Genomic DNA, 16143 nt, shown 5'->3' with positions numbered 1-16143 from the left:
TCACGCCGCCAGGTCGGCCTCCAGGGCCTCGGTGAGCAGTGCGACCAGGGCCTCGCGCTGCACGTCGGCCGACGACCCGGACACGTCGTCGGCGCCGTCGAGCGCCGCCGCCGCGAGGCCGGCCTTGGAGTCGATCAGGTCGGCGATCCGGGCGTCGATCGTCTGGGCGGCGAGGATCCGCCACGCGGTCACCGGTTCGGACTGTCCGATCCGGTGGCTGCGGTCGATCGCCTGGGTCTGCTCGGCCGCGGTCCAGGACAGCTCCGCGAGCACGATGTTCGAGGCGACCTGCAGGTTCAGCCCGACCCCCGCCGCGGTCAGCGAGCACACCGCCACCGCGACGCCCGGGTCGTTCACGAACGCGTCGATGTTGCGCTGGCGCACCGACGGCGTCTGGTCGCCGCGGATCGAGGAGTACCGCACGCCCTGCTTGGCGAAGGTCTGCTCGGCGGCGTCCATGACGTCGACGTGCTTGGCGAAGAACACGACCTTGCCCGCGCTGCGCGCGATCTGCACCGCGTAGTCCGCCGCCAGCCCGGCCTTGGCCCGGCCGAGGCGGCGCATCATCGTGAACACGTTGTCCCCGGAGCCCGCCTCCGCGGCGTCCTTCTGTTCCCAGCCCGCGACGTCGCGGACCAGGCCGTGGTCGATGCCCTCGACCGCCGGGCCGGACCGGCGGGCGGCGAGCGCGGCGGTGTAGCGGGCGACCATCCGCCGGGCCAGCGCCTTCTCCGCGGCCCGGATGGACCGCCCGGTCGGGCCGTCGATCTCGACGGGGAGGTCCGCGATGCGCCGGGCCGGGATGTCCGCGGCGACGTCGATCTTGCGACGGCGCACGATGCCCATGTCGACGACGCACTGGCGGGCGGCGCGCTCGAACAGCCCGTCGGCCGGGGTCATACCGGTCGCGGTGAGCTTGTCGAGAAGCTCGGCGCGGGGCTTCGTCGCGTCGATCCAGCCGAGGAACTGCCAGATGGCGAGGAAGTCCTCGACGTCGTTGATCAGCGGGGTGCCGGTCAGCGCCATCAGCAGCGGCCGGGGGATGAACGACCGGATCTTCTCGGCGATCTCCAGGACGTGCTTCGACCGCTGGGAGGTGCGGTTCTTGATGAAGTGCGCCTCGTCGACGACCATCCCGCGGAACCCGAAGTCGCCCAGCCAGCCGATGTGCCGGTCGAGCACCTCGTAGTTGACGACGACGATGTCGGCGAAGCCGTCGACGGAGTCGCCGTTGCCCTGGATCGCGGTCGCGGCCCGGCGCGGCGCCCACAGCGCGGCCTCGCGCACCCAGTTGGTCTTCACCACGTTCGGCACGACGACCAGCAGCGGGTAGGCGTTCGCGGCCTCGGCCGCGCGCAGTGCCTGCGCGGTCTTGCCCAGCCCGGGCTCGTCGGCGAGCAGGAAGGTGCGGTGGCCGTTCTCCGCGGCGGCGACGAGCTCCGCCTGGTGCGGCATCAGCTCCCGGCCGCCCGGGACCGGGCGGGTCGAGGGCTCGGGCAGCTCCATGCACGCCGGTGCGCCTGCCCCGGCGCGCTCGAAGGAGCGCAGCAGCGGGCCGAGCAGCTCCCAGCCGGTCAGCGGCGTCGGGCGCGGGCCGCTCGGCGGCGCGGCGGAGAAGTCGGGAGCGAGGAACGGGTTCGCCATCTGCCGGGCCACCACGGACTGCGGCACGACCTGTGGCTTCGCCGGGACCAGCGGGACCTCGACGGGCTCCGGTTCCGGCTCGGGCTCGTCGACCTCGATCCCGGCCGAGCGCAGCATCTCCCGCTTGAGCGCACGCGCCGAGTCGGAGACGACGGCGTCGTCGGCGAGCAGGGCCAGCAGGCCCGCGTCGCGGACAGCGTCCATCGCCAGTGCCTTCGCGATCTCGTCGAGACGCTGCAGGGTCTCGGCCCGCTTCGCGTCGTCGTGCCGGTCGCGGACCCGGGCCCGTTCGTCGCGCAGCAGCAACGCCACCGTCTGGAACTTGGTGCGGGTGGCCGGGGTGACCCGGCCGGTCCGCAGGGCGGTCCGCACCTCGCGTGCGGCCCCGGTCAGCACCGACATCACGTCGTTGCCGCGCGGACGGCGACGTCGCTGGGGGGTGCCCTGGCGAGCCCCGGTCCGGGGCCTGCCTCCTCGCGCCACGTACTGCTCCTGTCGACGTCCTGCGGCGCCGGTCCGTGGCCGCGTCCCCGGGGGGCCGCGGCCGGACGTGCTCGACGTGACGAAGGGCCGGATGGCCCCTCCGCACCACGAACCGGCCGGTGGGGGATCGCAGTCACGGAGGTCGGCGGTCCGGCTGCGGGAAGCGCCACAGGCCGTCGACGGTGTCCGGGACCCGCCGTACGTCCCGGCCGTGGAACGCCCGGGACGGTCGGCAGATCTGATCCGGTTCCCACCCTACCCCGGGCGGGCCCGTACGGCGCGTGACACACCGGTGGCGGACGACACCACCGCCGCTACCGGTCCGGGCCGACCGGTCCCTCGATGCGGAACAGCCGACGCGCGTTGCCCTCGGTGAACAGGTCGCGGTCGGCGGCGGCGAACCCGTCGAGGAACCCCGCGACCTCCGCCCGCGACGGGTGCTGGAAGGGGTGGTCGGTGGAGAACAGCAGCCGGTCGGGCGTCGTCACCGCCAGCGCGTGCCGCAGGTGCGCGGGGTCGAGCATCCCCGAGCAGGTGAGCACGATGTTCTCGCGCACGTACTCGGGTACCGAGCGCTCCAGCCCGGCGACCCGGGCGACGCCGTTCGCGCGGTCGGCCCAGTAGGGCAGCAGCTCGCCCCAGTGTCCGAGTACGACGGTCAGGCCGGGGTGCCGGTCGAAGGTGCCGCGGGCGATCAGGCGCAGCACCGCGACGGCGGCCTCCACGTGCCAGCCCCACCCGAACGTCGCGAGCGCCAGGTCGGTGGTGTCGCCGAACCCGGAGTAGGACGCGTCGCGCACGGCGGGCGGCGGGACCTGCGGGTGCACGAACACCGGCAGCGCGCGGGCCGCGGCGACGGCGAACAGGTCGTCGAGGCGGGGGTCGTCGAGCAGGATGTCGCCGCTGCGGCCGTAGACCATCGCCCCGACCAGGCCCAGGTCGGCGGCGCGTTCCAGCTCGGCCGCGACCGCCGACGGTTGCGCGGTGGGCAGGGTCGCCATCGCACGCAGGCGTCGCGGGTGGTCGGCGACGGCCGCGGCGGCGGTGTCGTTGAGCTCGCGGGACAGCGCGACCCCGTCCGCCGGGTCCAGCGGTCCGGTCGACGGCGGGGCGACCGAGAGCACCTGCAGGTCGACGCCCTGGGCGTCCATCGCGGCGAGCCGTCCCGCGCCGAGGTCGTGCAGCTGCGCGAGGTGGTCGCCGATGTCGTTGAGGGTCGTGCTCGGGTCCCGGCGGTGCGGTGGCAGGGCGGCCAGTGCCGCGTCCAGCGCGGGGGAGGTCCAGTGCTCTTCGACGGCGATGATCGACATGGGTGCTCCCGCGGCTGACGGAGGACCGGCCGCGCGACCGCGGAGCCGACGCCATGGTGCCACCGCGGCGGCGGGGGCTCAGCGCCCGGTGGTCCCGCCCGGCGGGTCGATGCGCAGCTGCCGCAGCGCGGAGTCGATCTCTGCGGCGAGCCGGGCCGTGTGGTCGGGGCCGCCGGAGGCCAGGCCACGGGCCTGGGCCACCCGCAGCGCGGCGAGCGCGACCGCGGCGAGGACCTGCGCGTCCCCGGTGGGTGCCCGGTCGGCGATCGCCGCGGCCAGGGCGGACTCCTGCTCCAGCAGGACCGCCATCTGCCGGGCCTGCAACGCCGGGTCGTGGTGGGCCAGGTGGAGTGCGGTCCGGGTGTCCGGGGCCCCGTCGTCGCCGGCGAGCACGCCGAGCGCGGCCTCGCGCACCGCGTCGAGCACCGGCTCGTCCACGGGTCGGGCGCGGAACGCCTCGACCAGGTCGGCGGCGCGGGCACGTACGACGGCGAGGACCGCGTCCTCCTTGCTGGGGAAGTGGTTGAAGAACGTCCGCACCGACACCCCGGCCTCGTCCGCGATCATCTCCACGGTGACGCCGTCGAGGCCGTGCTTCTCCGACAGCCGGACCGCGGCGGAGCGCACGCCCTCGCGGGTGGCGAGCTTGCGCCGCGCCCGCACACCGGGCGACGGCGGCCGGGGCCGGGGCCGGTCGGAGGTGTCCATCCCGGGCATCCTGCCCTCCGGCCGGCGGGGCCTCAGCCCCAGGTCACCGGCAGCGCGTGCACACCGAAGATCAGCATCTCGTTGCGCAGCGGCACCTGCCCGGCCTCGACGGCCAGGCGCAGCCCCGGGATCCGGCTGAACAGACGCTCGAAGCCGACCTGCATCTCCACCCGGGCCAGCTGGGAGCCGATGCACTGGTGCACCCCGTGCCCGAACGCGAGGTGCGGGACGCGACGGCGGGACAGGTCCAGCTCGTCACCGGCCTCGACGGTGCGCGGGTCGCGGTTGACCTCCGGCACGGCGACGACCACGGTCGACCCGGCCGGGACGGTGACCCCGCCGACCTCCAGGTTCTCGGTGGCGACCCGGCTCACGCCGAGCTGGATGATGCTGAGGTGGCGCAGCAGCTCCTCGACGGCGTCGTCGATGCGGTCGGGGTGCTCGCGGAGGAAGGCCAGCTGCCCGGGGTTGCGCAGCAGGGCGAACGCGCCCAGGCCGAGCATGTTCGCCGTCGTCTCGTGACCCGCCCCGAGCAGCACGAGCGCGATGTCGACGAGCTGGTTGTCCGGTAGCGGCGGGTCGGTGTCGTGCACGAGCCCGGACAGCAGGTCGTCGGCCGGGTTCTCCTTCTTGTGCGCCACCAGCCCGGCCAGGAAGGTGTACAGCTCGCCCAGGGCGCGGGCCCGGTCGGCGTCGGACGAGGCGGAACTGAGCCCGACCGTGGTGTTCTCCTGGAACCGGGCCCGGTCGGCGTAGTCGACGCCCAGCAGCTCGCAGATCATCTGCGACGGCAGCGGGAGCGCGTAGGCGGCCACCAGGTCCGCGCCGGGGCCCGCGGCGAGCATCGCGTCGATGTGCTCGTCCGCGATGGCCCGCATCCGCTCGGTCAGCGCCCGCATCCGGCGCACCGTGAACTGGCCCTGCAGGAGGCGGCGGATCCGGGTGTGCTCGGGCGGGTCCATGAAGACGAACATGCCGTCGGTGCGCTCGACGTCGGCCGGCCGGACCGGCTCGCCCCGCTCGGCCGCGGCGGCGAGCTCGGCCACCTCGTGCGGCTGCAGGGCGGTGGCGTCCTTGTAGCGGACGCGGTCCGAGCTGAACCGGGTGTCGGCCAGCACCTCGCGGGCCTCCTCGAAACCGAGGACGAGGAACGCGCGTGCCCCGTTGCGCAGCTCGACGGTCTGCACGGCGCCACCACCGCGGCGGGCGGCCAGCCCCGGGGCGGGGTCGAACGGGCAGCCGGGAGGCCGTTCGAGCAGGTCCTCGGGCACGATGCTGCGCAGCCCGACCGGCGAGCCGGTCGTGTCGGTCGTCCCGGGGGCGGCGGAGTCACTCGTCATGGGTCTCCCTGCGGTGGGTCGGTCGGTCCGTGGTGGGGGCCGCCGACGCTACCAACTCGTTGCACGGTGTGCAGCGAAATCGGAGCCCGCGTCAGCCGCGCAGGATCCGCGGGATCGCCTGCCGCACCGCGGCGAGGTCGGTGAGGACCTCGACGGCGCCGGCGGCGGTCAGCTCGTCGACACCCGCTCCGCCGGTGCGCACCGCGTAGGCGGGGTGCCCGGCGGCAGCGGCGGCGCGCACGTCCCACTCGGAGTCGCCCAGGACGAATGCGCTCGACCCGGCGACCCGGCGCACCGCCGTCCTGACCAGATCCGGGTCGGGCTTGGTGCGGCGCGCGTCGGACCGGGTGAGGCAGGCGTCGGCGAGTGCGCGTCCGTCGAACAGGTCCAGGTAGGCCTCGACGTGCTCGGGATCGCCCGAGCTGGCCAGCACCACCTTCATCCCGAACCCGTCGCGCAGGTCGACGAGCAGCTCCGCCGCCTCGGGCAGTGCGACGACCTCGCCGAGCAGCGGGTCGAACTCCTCCTTCCACGCGGCGCGGGCGTCGTCGCCGTGGGTGTCCTCGAACCCCTGACCGGCGACGGCGGGGACCAGCTGGTCCCCGCCCATCCCGACCGCACGGTGCAGCCGCCACAGCGGCACCGTGACGTCGAACCGGCGCAGGGCGCGGGACCAGGCGATGGTGTGGTGGTAGTTGGTGTCGACGAGCGTGCCGTCGACGTCGATCACCGCGGTGTCGGGGGTCGTCATCCGCGCGGGGTACCCACGCGCCCGGCGTCCACGCGGCGCCGGCCGGTGAGGTCGGACTCCGCGCGCCGCGCGGGTGTGGTCCGGCGCCCGGCGGGTACCCCGTGCGACACCGAGGACGGGATGTGCGCAGATGCCGCAGGTACGGGTGAAGGCCGTCGGCACCGACGCGGCCACGACCGACCGGGTCCTCCTGCTGGAGGAGACGTCCGGGGCGGGGCGGATCGTCGTCGTCGCGGTGGGGGAGGCCGAGGCGCTGGCCGCGGCGGCCGCGCTGGAGGGGGTGCAGAGCGCCCGCCCCGGTACCCACCGCCTGATCGGCGCCGTGCTGCGCGCCGCGGGCCGCCGCCTGGTCCGGGTCCGCGTGCACACCCTGCGCGACGCGGTGTTCCACGCCGAGCTCGACCTCGACGACGGCACCCGCGTCGACTCGCGCACCAGCGACGCGGTGGTCCTGGCGCTGCTGCTCGGCGCCGACATCGTCGTCGCCGACGCGGTGCTGACCGTGGCCGGGGTCGCCCCGTCGACGGTCGTGGTCGAGGGGCTGGGCAGCGGATCCGGTGAGCTGGAGGCGTTCCGCCGGTTCCTCGACACCGCCACGCCCGACGACTTCGACGGGCCGCCGCGCTGACCCCGGCGGCCACGCTCAGGCGACCGGCCTGCCCGTCCCGCTCGCGTCGACACCCGGCCCGGCCTGCGGGAGGGTCGGCGCACCGGCGCCGCGCAGCAGGTCGGCGAGCCCGCCACGGGCCCGGCCGCGGGTGCGGGCGCTGGTCCGCACCGTCGCGGGCGCACCCGCGACGACCCGGTAGCCGCCGGCCCGCAGCCGGGCGACGAGCCCGTGGTCCTCGCCGCAGGCCAGCGGGGGGAACCCGCCCACCGCGGCCCACGCGTCGGCGCGCACGCCCAGGTTCGCGCCGTACACCGGGTACTCGGGCGGCGCGGGCTCCCCGGGCGGGCGTGGCAGCCCGGGCACGTCGAGCACCACCCCACCGGCGACGGCGTCGGCGCCGGCCGCGGCGAGCGCCAGGTGTGCGGCGATCCAGCCGGGGGCCACGGTGCCGTCGGCGTCGGTGCCGAGCAGCCAGGTCGTCGCCGGGGCGGCGCCGTCGGCGGCGAGCAGCGCGGCCAGGGTGACGGCGGCGAGCTCGCGGACCGCGCCGATCGTGACCGGCCCGGCGACCTCGTGCGGCCGCGGCGCGGACCGGCAGCCGGGCAGCGGGGCCACCCCGGCGGTGGGTTCGAGCACCCGCACCCGCACCCGGTCCGCGGCCGGGTGCGTCGCGGCGGCGGCCCGGGCGAGCGCGGCGGTGGCGTCGGAGCAGCGGTCGGCGACCACGCACAGCGCCCGCGCGGTGAGCCCGGGCGTGTGGTCGAGGGCGGTCAGCACGGACCGGACGCAGGCGGTGATGGTGCCCGCCTCGTCGTGGGCGGGGACGAGCACGCCCGCGGCGGAGGGTGCGGTCCCCGACCGCGCGGTCCGGCTCACCGGCGCCGGACCACGTGCAGGAGGAACTGCTCGTCGGTGTGCTCGACGAGGGTGTCGAAGCGGTCGTCGGCCACCACCCGCGCGTGCACGGTGGCGGCGTCGGCGGGCGCCTCGGCGGGCCACTGCCGCCAGTGCACCAGCACCAGGTCGCCGCCCGGCACCAGCGCGCCCGCGATGCGGTCGAGCACGGCGCCCACCCGCGCGGCGGGCAGGTAGTAGAGGAACTCGGCGAGGACGACGAGGTCGACGCCGCCGGGGACCGCCCGGTCGTCGTCGACGTCGGCCGCCAGGACCTCGACGCCCGGGGTCCCGCCGAGGGCGTCGGTGGTGGCGGCGACGGCCTCGTCGACCACGTCGGAGGCCACCACCCGGTCGCAGCGCGCCGCCAGGTCACGGGTCAGCTCGCCGAGCCCGCAGGCAGGTTCGGCGGCCAGCGCGTAGCGCTCCCGCGGCAGGCAGGCCAGCAGCACGTCGCGCTTGCGCCGCTCGTAGAACGACGTGCGCACGGCCCAGGGGTCGGCGCCGTCGCGGTAGAGCTCGGCGAACAGCTCCGGCGGCGCCCCCGAGGGCGGCGGCTCCCGGAAGTAGACCTCGTGACCGCCGTGGAAGTGGGCGAGCGTCGCCGGGGACAGCACCGCGCGGGTCCCGCCGGGCGGCACGGCGGACTGCGAGGCGTGCGCGGCGATCGCGCGGCGCTTGGCGTCCCGGTCGTCGGCGGACAGCGTCAGCCGGTGGGCGCGGTCCCACGGCACGCCGGGATCGGTCGGCGCGATCCGGGTGCGGGCCCAGATCGGGAACCCGAAACCGTGCGCGGTCACCGGGGCCGCCGCCGGGCAGGCCCGGCCGACCGCGGCGTGGTCGGGGTGCGGGTCGCCCCGCCACGGGCTCGCCCACGCGTCGGCGCCGGCGAGCAGCCCGGTCAGCGGACCGACGAGCTGGTCCTCGCGCAGCGCCGAGTCGGGCAGCCCGAGCCGGTGCACCGTCGCGGGCACGCCCAGCTCGGCCAGCGCCGCGTCGAGCTCGGCGCGGCGGGTGCGGGCCAGCCCGGCCCGGTCGATCGACCCGACCTCGGGCAGGGCGGCCTCCCCGTCGCTGGCCAGGACGATCTCGACGGTGCCGCCCGCGGCGACGACCCCGCGCATGAGCCCGGCCGCGCCGAGGGTTTCGTCGTCGGGGTGGGCGCACACCACGACCAGGCGGCCGAACGACGACGGGTCGAGACCGCGCCGGGCGAGGGTCGCGGCCGCGTCCTCCCAGACGTCCGGGGACTGCACGGGCTCCATCAGGTCGCCGGGGTGACCAGGGCGCGCCCGAGGGCGGCGAGGTCACGTCCGCCGTGGTGCTGGCGCAGGTAGATCTGCAGGTCCGCGAGTCGTGCGGTGAGCAGCGGCGACCCGGCCAGCACGGCGACCCCGGCGATCTCCGGGGCGGCGTCGAGCACGCTCCGGCACGCCCGCTCCACCGCGGCCCGCACGGTGGCCACCGCGTCGTGGTGGGCGGTGGCGGGGTCGGCGTCGATCCGGGCCGCGGTGACGGCGAGCAGCGCGTCCGCGGCGGCGACGGCGGCGTGCACCGCCCCGAGCGCGGCCAGCCGGTGCGGATCCGGGTCGGCCGTGCGCAGCGGCGTCGCGACGTGGTCGACGATCGCGGCGGCCGCGCCCAGCCACACCGCGGCGACCCCGGCGCCGCCGTGGGCGAACCCGGGGCGGTCGGTGTAGGCGTCCGGTCCGCCGATCACGGCCTCGGCAGGCAGGGGCACGTCGTGCAGGACGACGTCGTGGGTGTCGCTGGCGGCCATCCCGGCGGCCCGCCAGGCCGTCACCCGTTCCACCTGCGGGGCACGCAGGTCCAGGTCCACGAGCCGGGTGCCGGCCCCGGACCCGGCGACGACGAGTGCCCGGTCGAGCAGGTGGGTGCCCGAGCAGAACCGCACGGTGCCCGACAGACGGAGCCCGTCGTGGCCGCCGTCGAGCCGGGCCCCGCCGCCGGACCGCGACGCCCAGACCCCGTAGCCGGCGCCGGGGACGGGGGAGCGGTGGTGGTCGGCGAGGATCGCGACGGCGTCGGTGTGCCCCTCGGCCAGCCGCGCGACCGGCAGGTCGCGTCGTGCGATCCGGGCCAGCCGCGCCCACCGGGTCGCGGTCGCCCCGGAACCGGGCAGCGGGAGGTCGAGCTGACCGGCGGCGACGGCGGCGGCGAGCGTGGCCCCGGCCCCGCCCGGGAACGGCTCGGCGGGGCCTGCTGGTGCGGGCACCGGGTCCAGGACGCCGGTGGCGGGCCCGGATCGGCCACCCCGGTGGTCGGCGCCGGGCACGTCGGGTCGGTGGTCGAGGCTCACGGACTGCCGTATGTCCGGTCCCGGCGGGTCCAAACCCGACCGGGGGGCGGGGGCTCAGCCGTACAGCCGCCGGTGGGCGAACCGCACCGCGCCGCGGTAGAGCACCCCGGTCGCCCCGGACGCGGCCAGCGCGGCCCGCGCCGCGTTGGCGCCGGGCCCGCCGTGCACCGCGCCGCCCGGGTGCGCCGACGCCCCGGCCAGGAACAGCCCCGGCACCGGGGTGTCGGCGCGGCCCAGGCCCGGCACCGGGCGGAACACCAGCTGCTGGTGCACCGCGGAGGTGCCCGCGGTGATCGCCCCGTCGACGAGGTTGCCGTCGCGGCCCTGCAGGTCCGTGGGCCCGGCGACGGCGCGGGCCAGCACCCTCGACCCGAACCCGGGCGCGTGGTCCTCGACGACCTGCTGCATCCGGTCGGCCCAGCGCAGCACCTCGTCGCGACCCCAGCCCAGGCCGCGCGGCACGTGGGTGTAGGCCCAGGCGGACTCGGTGCCGGGCGGGGAGCGGGTCGGGTCGGCCGTGGTCATCTGCCCGAACAGCAGGAACGGGTCGCGGGGCAGCCGGCCGGCGGTCAGGTCGGCGGCGTAGCGGCGCAGGCCGTCGACGTCGGCGCCGAGGTGCACGGTGCCCGCCGACCGGGCACCCGGCGCGGTCCAGGGCACCGGCCCGTCGAGCGCCCAGTCCAGCTTGACCGTGGAGAAGTCCCAGTCGAACCGGGCGAGGTCGGCGACGAAGCGGGCCGGCAGGTGCTCCTCCCCGACGAGGTCGCGGTAGAGGCGGGGCGCGTCGACGTCGGCGAGCACCGCCCGGCGGGCGAGGACCCGCAGGCCGTCCGCGTCCACGACGCCGCAGGCCCGGCCGGACGGTCCGACCAGGACGGTCCGGATCGGCCGTCCGCAGTCGATCCGCCCGCCGCGGGCCGTCAGCCGGGCGACGAGCGCACCGGTCAGGGCGCCGGCCCCGCCCGCGGGGACCGGGAAGCCGACACGCTGGCCGAGCATCGCCAGCAGCCAGCCGTAGGCGGCGCCCGCCGCGGAGTCCGGCCCGAGGTCGGTGTGCAGGGCGTTACCCGCCAGCAGCAGCGGGGCGGCCCGGCCCCCGAAGTGCTCCTGGGCCATCCGCGCCACCGGCTGCACCAGCATCCGGGCCAGCCGCAGGGCGTCGCCGGTGCCGAGCGTGCGCAGGAGCCGGGAGGCCGGCCGGACCGGGGGGAACGGGCGCAGCGCGGCGGCGACGACGTCGTCGCCGATCCGGTCCCACTGCGCGACCAGCGCGCGCCAGGCGTCGCCGTCGCCGGGGTGGTCGTCGTCGAGCGCGGCGGCGGTGTCGTCGAGGCGGCGGTGCAGCACCGCGCACCGGCCGTCGGGGGTGGGGTGGGCGAGGACGGCGGGGGCGTGGCGCCACTGCAGCCCGTGCGCGCCGAGGTCGAGCTCGCGCAGCACCGGTGAGGCGGCGCCGAGCGGGTGGAACGCGCTCGCCAGGTCGCTGACGAAGCCCGGCGCGGTGATCTCCGCCGAGCGCACGGCGCCGCCCGGCGCCTCGGCGGCCTCGCAGACCAGGACGTCCCAGCCTGCGTCGGCGAGCAGGTTGGCCGCGACGAGGCCGTTGTGCCCGGCCCCGACCACGACGGCGTCGACCCGTTCGGTCACCCGGTTCCCCCTCCCGTACCGGCGGCCCGCGCGGGGCGCCGTGCACCGTGCTACCCGGGTCCGCGGAGGTCATGCCCGTCACGATCGGCATCCGCTGCCGGTGGGCGGGTAGCCGCGCCGTCACGCCGGACCGACCGGTGCCGCACCACCCGGAGGACGAGTATGCCCACCCAGTCCCAGCACCACTCCCACGGCCACGCGGTGTTCCCCTGGCCGCAGCTGCTGGTGGTCGTCGCGGCGTTCCTGCTCCTGCTCTACGGGCTCCTCGGGTTCCGCTACAGCGGCCTTCCCGGGCTGCCCGCGGCGAGCGGGGAGCTGCTGGGCATCGGGGTGGACCCGCTGCGCGACCTGGTGCACCTCGTCCTCGGCGTGGCCGGGCTGCCGTGCGCCACGCGGCTGCCCTGGGCGCGGGGCTTCGGGGTGGTGCTCATGGTCCTGGGCACCGCCGAGGTCCTGCTCGGGCTCCTGACCGGCGTGCTGCGGCTGGTCCCGGCCGGGCCGTTCGCCACCAACACCGGTTCGGTGCTGGTGGGGGTCCTGCTGCTGGTGCTGGGCGCGGTCGCCGTGTTCGGACGCGCGTTCGGAGACGCCCCGTACGCGGGTCTCCAGCGCGCGGTGGAGGCGGCGGGCCGCCGGGTGACGGGGCTGCGCGACCGCAGCGTGCACGCGGGCGCCGACGACGTGGGCACCGAGGACGGGGACCCGGCGGCGCGGACCGACGAGCCGGCCGGTGACGGCGACCGGTCCGGCGGGCGCGACGCCGCCCGCGGGCCGCGGTGAGGCGGGCGGGGCGGGCGCGCGCTGCCGCGGCCTCAGGCGTCGAAGGGGAGCGTGCACCGCACGACGGCGTCGTACTCGACCAGGCGGTTCATCGCGGCCCGCGTGGTCTCCGGGGCGGCCCGGTCGCGGTGGGCGACGACGAACCGCTGACCACGGGTTCCCGGCGCACCCCGGTCCGCGGCGGAGAAGCGCAGGAACGCCTCGGCGACCTCGCGGTAGCGGCGCCGCGTCGCCTCGTCGTCGACCTGTGTCGCGAGCCAGGCGACGTACGGCTCGAGGCGGTTCGTGACGCCGTCGGCCGGACCGGCCGGGTCCTCGGTGACGGGCTGGGGCTCCATGGCGGTCCTCCGGTGGTGGGGGTGTGACCGCCGGCGCCTACCCGCCGGCCGGACGCCCATGCCGGTTTCGCCGGGAGGCGGCCGGGTAGCCGGGCGCCCGTACCACCGGCGACACCGAGGAGGACCCCATGCGTGCCCTGACCTGGCACGGCCGCCGCGACGTCCGGGTGGACACCGTCCCCGACCCGGTCGTCGAGCAGCCCGACGACGTGGTCGTGCAGATCACCAGCTCCGGCCTGTGCGGCTCCGACCTGCACCTCTACGAGGTGCTCACCCCGTTCCTGTCGCCCGGCGACGTCCTCGGCCACGAGCCGATGGGAGTGGTGGCCGAGGTGGGGCCCGCCGTCACCGAGCTGTCGGTCGGCGACCGCGTCGTGATCCCGTTCAACGTCAGCTGCGGGCACTGCTGGATGTGCGGGCGCGGCCTGCAGTCCCAGTGCGAGACCACGCAGAACCGCGAGCAGGGGACCGGCGCGTCCCTGTTCGGCTACACCGCGCTCTACGGTCAGGTGCCCGGCGGACAGGCCGAGTACCTGCGGGTGCCGTTCGGCAACTCGTTGCCGATCCGGGTGCCCCAGGGACCGCCGGACGACCGGTTCCTGTTCCTGTCCGACGTGCTGCCGACGGCGTACCAGGCCGTGCAGTACGCCGCGACCCCCGCCGACGGGACGCTGGTGGTGCTGGGGCTCGGCCCGATCGGGGACATGTGCACCCGGATCGCCGCCCACCTGGGCGTGCGGCAGGTGGTCGGCGTCGACCTCGTGCCCGAGCGGCTGGCCCGGGTCGAGGCGCGTGGGATCCGGGCGCTGGACCTGAGCCACGGCGACGACGAGGTGCTCGGCGCGATCCGGTCGATGACCGGGGGTCGTGGCGCCGACGCCGTCATCGACGCGGTCGGCATGGAGGCCCACGGGTCCCCGGTCGCGGCCGCCGCCCAGAAGGTGGTGGCCGCGATGCCCTCCGGGCTGGGCCGCACGGTCATGGAGACGGCGGGCAGCGACCGCACCGCGGCGCTGGAGCTGGCGATCGGCGCGGTGCGCCGGGGCGGCACGATCTCCCTGTCGGGGGTCTACGGCGGCAGCGCCACCCCGCTGCCGATGCTCACCCTGTTCGACAAGCAGGTGCAGATGCGGATGGGTCAGGCCAACGTGTGGCGCTGGGTCCCGGACCTGCTGCCGCTGCTCGGCGACGACGACCCGCTCGGCGTCGACCACTTCGCCACCCACCGGGTCCCGCTGGAGCAGGCCGCGCAGGCCTACTCGATGTTCCAGGACAAGACCGACGGTGCGGTGAAGGTGCTCTTCACCCCCTGAGCCCGGCACCGCCCCCGACGTCCGGGTCCCCCGGGGCACGCTCCGCGCCCCGGGGGTCCGGTCAGCGGGCCTCGTCGTCGCGGTGGTCCTCGGCGAGCGCCTCCGCGCGGGCCTCGGCTCCGGTCCGGCCCGCGTAGCCCTCGTCGCGTCCGGCGACGCGGCCCACGAACTCGCCCGACGCGCCGGTGCCGGTGGTGGACGCCGAGTCGCCGTCCTCCCGGGGCAGGCCGCCGGTCTCGCGGGAGTTGGCCAGGTTCGGGTCGGGCTCGACGTCCTCGGCCGGGCCGCGTCCGCGCAGCCGGTCCACCAGTCGTCCCAGGAAGGAGGTCATACCGGGGGGTACCTCCGCGGGCCGCGTCCACACCCGGTGCCCGATGTCGTCGTACGGGCGGGCGCGCCGGTGCCCCCGCCGGGCGCCGAGGGCGCCTGCGGGACCCGTGCGGTGTCCGGTGCGCCGGTGCCGGGCGGCGTCGGGGGGCCGCCCGGCCGCCGGCTCAGCTGTTGCGCGGGAAGCCGAGGTTCACGCCCGCGTGGCTCGGATCGAGCCAACGGGTGGTGACGACCTTGCCCCGGGTGAAGAAGTGCACGCCCTCGGTGCCGTGCGCGTGGGTGTCGCCGAACAGCGAGTTCTTCCATCCGCCGAAGCTGTAGTAGGCCATCGGCACGGGCACCGGCACGTTGATGCCGATCATGCCGACCTCGACCTCGTTCTGGAACCGGCGGGCGGCGCCGCCGTCGTTGGTGAAGATCGCGGTTCCGTTGCCGTAGGGGTTGGCGTTGATCAGCTCCACGGCGCGCGCGTAGGTCTCGACGCGCACCACCGACAGCACCGGGCCGAAGATCTCGTCGGTGTAGACGGACATGTCGGTGCCGACGTGGTCGAGCAGGGTGGGGCCGACGAAGAAGCCGGACCCGTCGGCGTCGAACTCGCCCTGCCTGCCGTCGACGACGACGACGGCGCCCTCGGACTCGCCGGCGTCGATGTAGCCCGACACCCGCTCCTGGGCGGCGCGGGTGACCAGCGGGCCCATGTCGCAGGAGCGGCGGCCGTCGCCGGTGCGCAGGGCGCGGGCCCGGTCGGCGATCCTGGAGACCAGGGTGTCGGCGATGTCGCCGACGGCGACGAGCGCGGACACGGCCATGCAGCGCTCGCCCGCGGAGCCGAACCCGGCGTTGACCGCCTGGTCGGCGGCGAGGTCGAGGTCGGCGTCGGGCAGCACGACCATGTGGTTCTTCGCCCCGCCGAGCGCCTGGACGCGCTTGCCGTGCGCGGTGCCGGTCTCGTAGACGTAGCGGGCGATCGGGGTGGAGCCGACGAAGCTGACGGACTTGACGTCCGGGCTGGTCAGGAGCGCGTCGACGGCGGTCCTGTCGCCGTTGAGGACGTTGAACACGCCGTCGGGCAGGCCGGCCTCGGACCACAGCTCGGCGATCCAGAGCGCGGCGGAGGGCACCTTCTCCGAGGGCTTGAGCACCACGGTGTTGCCGGTGGCGATCGCGACCGGGAAGAACCACATCGGGACCATCGCCGGGAAGTTGAACGGGCTGATGATCCCGACGACGCCCAGCGGCTGGCGGACCGAGTGCACGTCGACGCCGGTGGAGGCGTTCTCGGTCGCCGAGCCCTTGAGCAGGTGCGGCATCCCGCAGGCGAACTCGACGACCTCCTGGCCGCGCGCGACCTCGCCCGCGGCGTCGGAGAGCACCTTGCCGTGCTCGGCGGTGATCAGCGCGGCCAGCTCCGGTGCGCGGGCGTCGAGCAGCTCGCGGAAGCGGAACAGGATCTGGGTGCGCCTGGTGAGCGAGGTGTCGCGCCAGGCGGGGAACGCGGCCTTCGCGGCGGCGATCACCGCGGCGGCCTCGTCGGCGCTCGCGAGGGGCAGGTGCGCGGTGACCTCGCCGGTGGCCGGGTCGGTGACCTCCGAGGTCCGCCCGGAGGTGCCCTCGACCCGCGCTCCCGCGACCCAGTGGTGGAGCGTCTTCTGCATCGTGCTCGTCATGATCG

At 76.4% G+C, this 16143-nt stretch carries 15 protein-coding genes; 3 read left to right on the top strand and 12 right to left on the bottom strand.

Going from position 1 to position 16143, the window contains the following annotated elements:
• From KPF22_RS17045 to KPF22_RS17025, 5 genes are all read right to left on the bottom strand, one after another.
• Nucleotides 1-2127 (bottom strand): DEAD/DEAH box helicase, encoded by a 2127-nt coding sequence (locus tag KPF22_RS17045; protein ID WP_224402660.1) that lies wholly within the window; start codon nt 2125-2127, stop codon nt 1-3.
• 314 nt (nt 2128-2441) lie between these two features.
• The gene (locus tag KPF22_RS17040) at nt 2442-3437 is read right to left on the bottom strand and encodes an amidohydrolase family protein (protein ID WP_224402659.1); all 996 of its coding nucleotides are present in this window, start codon (nt 3435-3437) and stop codon (nt 2442-2444) included.
• 78 nt (nt 3438-3515) lie between these two features.
• Nucleotides 3516-4145, bottom strand: a complete 630-nt coding sequence (locus tag KPF22_RS17035) for a TetR/AcrR family transcriptional regulator (protein ID WP_208818588.1) — start codon at nt 4143-4145, stop codon at nt 3516-3518.
• Between the two features lie 32 nt (nt 4146-4177).
• Nucleotides 4178-5485, bottom strand: a complete 1308-nt coding sequence (locus tag KPF22_RS17030) for a cytochrome P450 (RefSeq protein ID WP_224402658.1) — start codon at nt 5483-5485, stop codon at nt 4178-4180.
• Between the two features lie 91 nt (nt 5486-5576).
• Nucleotides 5577-6236 (bottom strand): HAD family hydrolase, encoded by a 660-nt coding sequence (locus tag KPF22_RS17025; protein ID WP_208818590.1) that lies wholly within the window; start codon nt 6234-6236, stop codon nt 5577-5579.
• Nucleotides 6237-6366: 130 nt separating this feature from the next.
• On the opposite strand from KPF22_RS17025, the gene KPF22_RS17020 reads away from it, so the two are divergent.
• On the top strand, nt 6367-6864 hold the full coding sequence (locus tag KPF22_RS17020) for a bifunctional nuclease domain-containing protein (RefSeq protein WP_208818591.1): 498 nt from the start codon (nt 6367-6369) through the stop codon (nt 6862-6864).
• Nucleotides 6865-6879: 15 nt separating this feature from the next.
• Here KPF22_RS17020 and KPF22_RS17015 read toward each other — a convergent pair whose 3' ends face one another.
• The 4 genes from KPF22_RS17015 to KPF22_RS17000 are packed head-to-tail and all read right to left on the bottom strand — an operon-like array spanning nt 6880 to nt 11707.
• The gene (locus KPF22_RS17015) at nt 6880-7722 is read right to left on the bottom strand and encodes a glycosyltransferase family 2 protein (RefSeq protein ID WP_224402657.1); all 843 of its coding nucleotides are present in this window, start codon (nt 7720-7722) and stop codon (nt 6880-6882) included.
• Nucleotides 7719-9005, bottom strand: coding sequence for a bifunctional PIG-L family deacetylase/class I SAM-dependent methyltransferase (locus tag KPF22_RS17010; RefSeq protein ID WP_224402656.1), 1287 nt, complete (start codon nt 9003-9005; stop codon nt 7719-7721). The genes KPF22_RS17015 and KPF22_RS17010 overlap by 4 nt, the downstream gene beginning before the upstream one ends.
• Nucleotides 9005-10060 carry an acyl-CoA dehydrogenase gene (locus KPF22_RS17005; RefSeq protein WP_224402655.1) on the bottom strand — a complete coding sequence of 352 codons (1056 nt, stop codon included), beginning with the start codon at nt 10058-10060 and terminating at the stop codon, nt 9005-9007. The genes KPF22_RS17010 and KPF22_RS17005 overlap by 1 nt, the downstream gene beginning before the upstream one ends.
• Before the next feature lie 54 nt (nt 10061-10114).
• Nucleotides 10115-11707, bottom strand: a complete 1593-nt coding sequence (locus tag KPF22_RS17000; protein ID WP_224402654.1) for an NAD(P)/FAD-dependent oxidoreductase — start codon at nt 11705-11707, stop codon at nt 10115-10117.
• Nucleotides 11708-11869: 162 nt separating this feature from the next.
• Between KPF22_RS17000 and KPF22_RS16995 the strand changes: the two genes are divergently transcribed.
• The gene (locus KPF22_RS16995) at nt 11870-12487 is read left to right on the top strand and encodes a DUF4383 domain-containing protein (RefSeq protein ID WP_208823537.1); all 618 of its coding nucleotides are present in this window, start codon (nt 11870-11872) and stop codon (nt 12485-12487) included.
• 32 nt (nt 12488-12519) lie between these two features.
• Here the strand turns inward: KPF22_RS16995 and KPF22_RS16990 are convergent, their stop codons facing one another.
• A complete protein-coding gene (locus KPF22_RS16990; protein ID WP_208823539.1) occupies nt 12520-12825 on the bottom strand; it encodes a hypothetical protein in 306 nt (101 codons plus the stop codon).
• Nucleotides 12826-12953: 128 nt separating this feature from the next.
• Between KPF22_RS16990 and KPF22_RS16985 the strand changes: the two genes are divergently transcribed.
• Nucleotides 12954-14138: an alcohol dehydrogenase catalytic domain-containing protein gene (locus KPF22_RS16985; RefSeq protein ID WP_208823541.1), complete on the top strand. Its 1185-nt coding sequence runs from the start codon at nt 12954-12956 to the stop codon at nt 14136-14138.
• A 61-nt stretch (nt 14139-14199) separates the two neighbouring features.
• On the opposite strand, the gene KPF22_RS16980 is transcribed toward KPF22_RS16985, so the two are convergent.
• Together KPF22_RS16980 and KPF22_RS16975 are read right to left on the bottom strand one after the other, a co-directional pair.
• Nucleotides 14200-14469 (bottom strand): hypothetical protein, encoded by a 270-nt coding sequence (locus KPF22_RS16980; protein ID WP_224402653.1) that lies wholly within the window; start codon nt 14467-14469, stop codon nt 14200-14202.
• A 163-nt stretch (nt 14470-14632) separates the two neighbouring features.
• Nucleotides 14633-16138, bottom strand: a complete 1506-nt coding sequence (locus KPF22_RS16975) for a CoA-acylating methylmalonate-semialdehyde dehydrogenase (protein WP_208823546.1) — start codon at nt 16136-16138, stop codon at nt 14633-14635.
• Between the last annotated feature and the right edge of the window lie 5 nt (nt 16139-16143).

Origin of the sequence: Pseudonocardia sp. ICBG1034 (assembly GCF_020131375.1) — a bacterium.
GTDB lineage: Bacteria > Actinomycetota > Actinomycetes > Mycobacteriales > Pseudonocardiaceae > Pseudonocardia > Pseudonocardia alni.
The sequence above is the reverse complement of the archived record's forward strand: the minus strand, read 5'-3'. Positions and strand labels throughout refer to the sequence as shown.

What these genes read in the sequence shown, in the direction of transcription:
- KPF22_RS16995 (WP_208823537.1), top strand. Translation starts at nt 11,870, where the DNA reads ATGCCCACCCAGTCCCAGCACCACTCCCACGGCCACGCGGTGTTCCCC.
- KPF22_RS17025 (WP_208818590.1), bottom strand. Translation starts at nt 6,236, where the DNA reads ATGACGACCCCCGACACCGCGGTGATCGACGTCGACGGCACGCTCGTC.
- KPF22_RS17020 (WP_208818591.1), top strand. Translation starts at nt 6,367, where the DNA reads ATGCCGCAGGTACGGGTGAAGGCCGTCGGCACCGACGCGGCCACGACC.
- KPF22_RS16975 (WP_208823546.1), bottom strand. Translation starts at nt 16,138, where the DNA reads ATGACGAGCACGATGCAGAAGACGCTCCACCACTGGGTCGCGGGAGCG.
- KPF22_RS16985 (WP_208823541.1), top strand. Translation starts at nt 12,954, where the DNA reads ATGCGTGCCCTGACCTGGCACGGCCGCCGCGACGTCCGGGTGGACACC.
- KPF22_RS16990 (WP_208823539.1), bottom strand. Translation starts at nt 12,825, where the DNA reads ATGGAGCCCCAGCCCGTCACCGAGGACCCGGCCGGTCCGGCCGACGGC.
- KPF22_RS17035 (WP_208818588.1), bottom strand. Translation starts at nt 4,145, where the DNA reads ATGGACACCTCCGACCGGCCCCGGCCCCGGCCGCCGTCGCCCGGTGTG.
- KPF22_RS17040 (WP_224402659.1), bottom strand. Translation starts at nt 3,437, where the DNA reads ATGTCGATCATCGCCGTCGAAGAGCACTGGACCTCCCCCGCGCTGGAC.
- KPF22_RS17030 (WP_224402658.1), bottom strand. Translation starts at nt 5,485, where the DNA reads ATGACGAGTGACTCCGCCGCCCCCGGGACGACCGACACGACCGGCTCG.
- KPF22_RS16980 (WP_224402653.1), bottom strand. Translation starts at nt 14,469, where the DNA reads ATGACCTCCTTCCTGGGACGACTGGTGGACCGGCTGCGCGGACGCGGC.
- KPF22_RS17010 (WP_224402656.1), bottom strand. Translation starts at nt 9,005, where the DNA reads ATGGAGCCCGTGCAGTCCCCGGACGTCTGGGAGGACGCGGCCGCGACC.